The following is a 4,807-nucleotide window of genomic DNA, read 5'->3' on the forward strand; positions in this document are numbered from 1 at the left end:
CGGATCTTGTAGGTCCAGGTCTTGCCGCCGTCACTCGGCTCGCCGAGGCTCTCGGCCAGGTCGGGCACCAGTTCCTCGCTGGCCTTGCCCGGCGCGACCTTGAACATCAGCAGCGACCGGGTGTACAGCCGGGCGAAGTTCCAGGAGTACCCGTAGTAGGTGTCGCCAGGGTCGACCGAGTCCCAGTCGTCCGGGTTGGCCAGCTTGATGATCCCGCCCTTCTTGTCCGACGGGTTGAACACCTGGCCGAGCGCCGCGTTGAACGCCGCAGTGTTGGTGCTGCCACTGCTGGAGTTGTTGTCGGTACCACCGCTCTTTGTCCCGCCACAGGCGGTGAGAGCCAACGCGACAGCCGCGGTCGCGGCCACCCCGATGGTCACACGTTTGTTGATCATCTTGCTGTAGCACTCCTTCTTCTCGGGAGTCGGGTGTGAATATGAAACAGATTCACGTTTTCATCGTGATCTCGGGTCAAGTGCGTCCCGAAGACCGTCGCCGAACAGGTTGAAGGCCAGCACGGTGATGAAGATCGCCAGGCCTGGCCAGAGCATGAAGTGCGGCAGCGTGTAGTACGACACCGCCTCGGAGATCATCCCGCCCCAGGTCGCCGTCGGCGGCTGGATGCCGACGCCCAGGAAGGACAGCGCCGCCTCGAACAGGATGTTGGTGGGGATCAGCAGGGTCGCGTACACCAGGATCGGCGCCATCAGGTTCGGCAGCAGTTCCTTGAACAGGATGTACGGACCGCGGGCGCCGAGGCTGCGGGACGCGTCGATGAACTCCCGTTCGCGCAGCGACAGCGTCTGACCTCGGATGATCCGGCCGATGTAGGGCCAGTTGAAGAAGCCGATGATGAAGATCAGGACCGAGATCCGCACACCCTCGCCGTTGATGTTGAAGGTGTTCAGCATGCCGGCGAGCGCGATGGCGAAGACCAGCAGCGGGAAGGCCAGGAAGATGTCCATCAGCCGGCTGATGGTCGAGTCGACCCAGCCGCCGAAGTAGCCGGAGATGATGCCCATGACCGTGCCGATCAGCACCGACACCATCGTGGCCAGGAAGGCGATCAGCAGGGAGATCCACGAACCGGCGAAGACGCGCTGCAGGATGTCGCGGCCGGACAGCGGCTCGATGCCCAGCGGGTGGTCGGCGCTCATTCCGCCGAAGAAGCCCTTCGGGGCGAGCGTGGCGCCGTCGATCAGGTCCTGGTGCGGCAGGTTCGGGTGAATCCAGCCGAACATCCGGTCCACGAACACGGCACTGATCGCGGTCAGGATCAGGATCACGATCACGGCGCCGCCGGCCATCGCCACCCGGTCCCGCTTGAGGCGCATCCAGGCGATCTGACCCAGCGACCGGCCCTGGATGGCCTTCTTGCTCACACCCTGGAGTGCGGCCTCCGGATCGGCCGCCGCACTGGCGTCCGTGACTTCGAGGGGCGCCGTCATCCCACGACCCGTCCGGCGGCGGCTGCCAGTCGCAGCCGCGCGGTTCCGGCATAAGTCATTTCGCCTACTCCTCGATTCGTGCGGGATCGCCGTACGGTCGCCGACCCTAACCCCTTCGTTCTTCATCCCTTAACCACGGGAGGGTCACGATCCGGCCAAAAGTGGCACTTTGTGTCCGAACAGCAGTCTTACCAGCACAGGGCGTAGCAATCACTGCCCTGTTTGGTCTAATCATTCATCCATAGCGTGCGCTTATGTCCGGATATCGGACATCTGCGACCGTCATGGGGGCATCCACGGCGAACCAGCCGTCCTCGAACTCCTGCCAGGCCCGCAGCGGCGCCCGGCACTCCTCCCCGTCCCGGCCCACCGCCCGCTCCAGCCGCCGCGCCTGGTCCGGCCACTCGCACCACACCAGCGCCGAGAGCTTCGGCCGTACCGAGCACCGCCCCGCAGAAACCCCCTCGACGACCAGCACCTCCGGCACGTCCACCGGCACCCAGTCACCCGGCCGCGGCCGCCCATCCACCCATTCGACCCGCTGGTATCGCCCCGGCCGCCCGTCCGCCAACGGTTCCAGCACCCCTGCCACCAGCCGCGGCCACCACCCCACCGGCTCGTCCCAGGTCGCGAAGTCGTCGGTCCGCACCAACCCGACCGCTACCCCCACATCCCGCCACCCAGCCACCAGCCGGTCCGCCAACACCGACTTCCCCGACCCCGACGGCCCATCGATCGCCACCAGCCGCACCGCCCCCAACCGCGGCACCAGATCGCGCACCGCCAGATCGATCACCACGCACCCACCCAAGATCGCCTCGCCGCGGAGGACCTTGTATCAGTCACGAATCCCGGGATCTGCCGGGCACAACGTCCTGCCCCTACTCAGACGCTCCCTGGCAGGGCCTCGGCCGGTGGAGGCAGGCACCACCTTCGTGTTGATCATGTGAGTGTCGCATGATCATGGGAGAGGCCGTGCTGCCGGTTCATCCTCGCTGATCATTCCCGTATCGGGGCAGGTGGGCCGGGTCGACCTGGATCCGGCCCGGTTGGCTGATCTTCGCCATGCGCTGTGGTGCCTGATCCGCGTGCTCGGCAAGGTGTGCGGCCTGACCAACACACAAGGCACAACGTCAACCCCGCGCTGTTCCCGCCCCTACCTCAGACAGCCCCCACCGCTCCCTGGGGGGCGACCCCTTGGCCATTCTACCTGCGGAAATGCTGGGGGTGGAGGGGTGGCGGGCGGGTGTGGACAGGTCGGTGGGGGTGTGGACCAGTCAGACGGCGCGGCGGCCGGAGAGGGCGCGGCCGAGGGTGAGCTCGTCGGCGAACTCCAGATCGCCACCCATCGGCAGGCCGGAGGCGAGCCGGGTGACGGTGAGGCCGGGGAAGTCGCGGAGCATGCGGGCGAGGTACGTGGCGGTCGCCTCGCCCTCGGTGTTCGGGTCTGTGGCGAGGATCACCTCGGTGACCTCCGAGTCGGAGATCCGGGCCAGCAGTTCCCGCACCCGCAACTGGTCCGGACCGATCCCGGACAACGGATCCAGCGCGCCGCCGAGCACGTGGTAGCGACCCTTGAACTCCCTCGTCCGCTCGACCGCCAGGACGTCCTTCGGTTCCTCCACCACACACAGCACCGCCGGGTCGCGCCGGGCGTCCCGGCAGATCCGGCACCGGGTCTCCTCGGAGACGTTGCCGCACAGGTCGCAGAAGATCACGCCGTCCTTGACCTGCTGTAACGCGCTGATCAGCCGGTTGACGTCGACGGGCTCGGCGGCGAGCAGGTGGAACGCGATGCGCTGGGCGCTCTTGGGCCCCACGCCGGGCAGCCGCCCGAGCTCGTCGATCAGGTCCTGGACCGGTCCCTCGTACAACGGCCCGACCTACATACCGGGCAGGCCGAGCCCGCCACCCAGGCCGCCGGCCAGCGGCCCCATCTTGTCCGCGGCCAACTGCTGCGCCTTGCCGCTGGCGTCTCGCACGGCGGCCACGACCAGATCGGCCAGCGTCTCGGTGTCCTCCGGGTCGACCGCCTTCGGGTCGATGACCAGGCTCTTCAGCTCACCCGCCCCGGACACGGTCGCCGTCACCAGGCCGCCGCCGGCACTGCCGGTCACCTCGGCGTCGGCCAACTCCTCCTGCGCGGACAGCAACTGCTCCTGCATTCGCTGCGCCTGCGCCAAGATCTGCTGCATGTCGGGTAGGCCACCGGGTTGCACGGCGCTTCCTCTCCTGTAAGTCGAAGTACCGCCAGCCTAGTCACGGCCCGGGTATGGCATGGTGAGCGCCGTGCTCCCCCGCCGTGTCGCCGGCCCCTGGGGAATCGTCATGGTGACCGGCGCACTCACCGTCACGCTGTCCGCCTGTGGCCAGGGCGCGGTCTCCGGCGAGGCCGTCGCCGGCAGCAGCAGTCCGCCCCCGCCGGTCAGCGCGCCGTCCTCCGCCCCCAGCACACCGCCGCCGGTCAGCACCAGCGTGCCGCCGAGCAGCGTTGCGGCCGCGCCGGCACCGGCGAAGCCGAAACCGGCGCCGGCAGCCGGGCGGGTGGTGGTGCTGGATCCGGGCCACAACGGGGGCAACGCCTCGAACCCGGCGCGGATCAACCAGTCGGTCCCGGCCGGGCGCGGGCGGACCAAACCGTGCAACACGACCGGCACCGCGACCAACGCCGGGTTCACCGAGCACGCGTTCACCTGGGACGTCTCGAACCGGGTGCGGGACATCCTGACCAGCCGGGGCGTCCGGGTGGTGCTGACCCGGCCGAACGACACCGGCGTCGGGCCGTGCGTGGACGAGCGGGCCGCGATCGGCAACCGGGAGAACGCGAGCGCCGTGGTGTCCATCCATGCCGACGGGTCGACCGCGGCCGGGGCGCACGGCTTCCACGTCGCCTACTCGGCGCCGCCGCTGAACGCCGCGCAGGGCGAACCGTCACTGCGGCTGGCCCGCACGGTGCGGGACACCATGCGCGGCGCCGGCATCGCGACCTCCACCTACATCGGCTCCGCCGGGTTGTCCCCGCGCGACGACCTGGGTGGGCTCAACCTCTCCGAGCGACCCGCGGTGCTGGTCGAGTGCGGCAACATGCGCGACGCCACCGAGGCCGCCACGCTGTCCAGCCCGGACGGCCGGCAGCGCTATGCCACGGCGATCGCCGACGGCATCCTCACCTACCTGGGGTAGCGGTTCTCAGCCCAGCTCACGTGCGCCGAGCTTGTCCTTGAGCAGCGCGAACGCGGCCGCGGAGTCGTTGCGCGGCCCGGGATCGGGGTCCGGCTCCACGTAGTCCTCGGGATAGTCGTCGGGCTCGGGCGGCGGCTCCGGAGCCCGCGGGTCGACGGCGACCGGCCGCGGCGCGG

The 4,807-nt window shown here is 69.3% G+C and carries 5 protein-coding genes and 1 pseudogene; 1 reads left to right on the forward strand and 5 read right to left on the reverse strand.

What is annotated here, in order from left to right:
• The 5 genes and pseudogenes from VFO68_RS25800 to VFO68_RS25820 all read right to left on the reverse strand — a co-directional run.
• Window positions 1-395, reverse strand: a pseudogene (locus VFO68_RS25800) (ABC transporter substrate-binding protein); the annotation flags it as partial.
• Window positions 396-455: 60 nt separating this feature from the next.
• Window positions 456-1,448 carry an ABC transporter permease gene (locus tag VFO68_RS25805; protein ID WP_325160975.1) on the reverse strand — a complete coding sequence of 331 codons (993 nt, stop codon included), beginning with the start codon at window positions 1,446-1,448 and terminating at the stop codon, window positions 456-458.
• A 235-nt stretch (window positions 1,449-1,683) separates the two neighbouring features.
• Entirely contained in the window at window positions 1,684-2,247 is a 564-nt protein-coding gene (locus VFO68_RS25810; protein ID WP_325160976.1) for a uridine kinase, read from the reverse strand.
• Window positions 2,248-2,725: 478 nt separating this feature from the next.
• Window positions 2,726-3,322 (reverse strand): recombination mediator RecR, encoded by a 597-nt coding sequence (recR, locus tag VFO68_RS25815; protein WP_325160977.1) that lies wholly within the window; start codon window positions 3,320-3,322, stop codon window positions 2,726-2,728.
• Between the two features lie 9 nt (window positions 3,323-3,331).
• Window positions 3,332-3,643, reverse strand: a complete 312-nt coding sequence (locus tag VFO68_RS25820) for a YbaB/EbfC family nucleoid-associated protein (RefSeq protein WP_325160978.1) — start codon at window positions 3,641-3,643, stop codon at window positions 3,332-3,334.
• A gap of 133 nt (window positions 3,644-3,776) precedes the next feature.
• Here VFO68_RS25820 and VFO68_RS25825 point away from each other — a divergent pair, with 133 nt between their 5' ends.
• Window positions 3,777-4,631: an N-acetylmuramoyl-L-alanine amidase gene (locus tag VFO68_RS25825; protein WP_325160979.1), complete on the forward strand. Its 855-nt coding sequence runs from the start codon at window positions 3,777-3,779 to the stop codon at window positions 4,629-4,631.
• Window positions 4,632-4,807: the final 176 nt, after the last annotated feature.

This window comes from Actinophytocola sp., from assembly GCF_035712165.1.
Taxonomy (GTDB): domain Bacteria; phylum Actinomycetota; class Actinomycetes; order Mycobacteriales; family Pseudonocardiaceae; genus DASYTH01.

Bases quoted from the DNA above. Each gene is read 5' to 3' on its own strand.
- VFO68_RS25805 (WP_325160975.1), bottom strand. From the start codon at position 1,448: ATGACGGCGCCCCTCGAAGTCACGGACGCCAGTGCGGCGGCCGATCCG.
- VFO68_RS25820 (WP_325160978.1), bottom strand. From the start codon at position 3,643: ATGCAGCAGATCTTGGCGCAGGCGCAGCGAATGCAGGAGCAGTTGCTG.
- VFO68_RS25825 (WP_325160979.1), top strand. From the start codon at position 3,777: ATGGTGACCGGCGCACTCACCGTCACGCTGTCCGCCTGTGGCCAGGGC.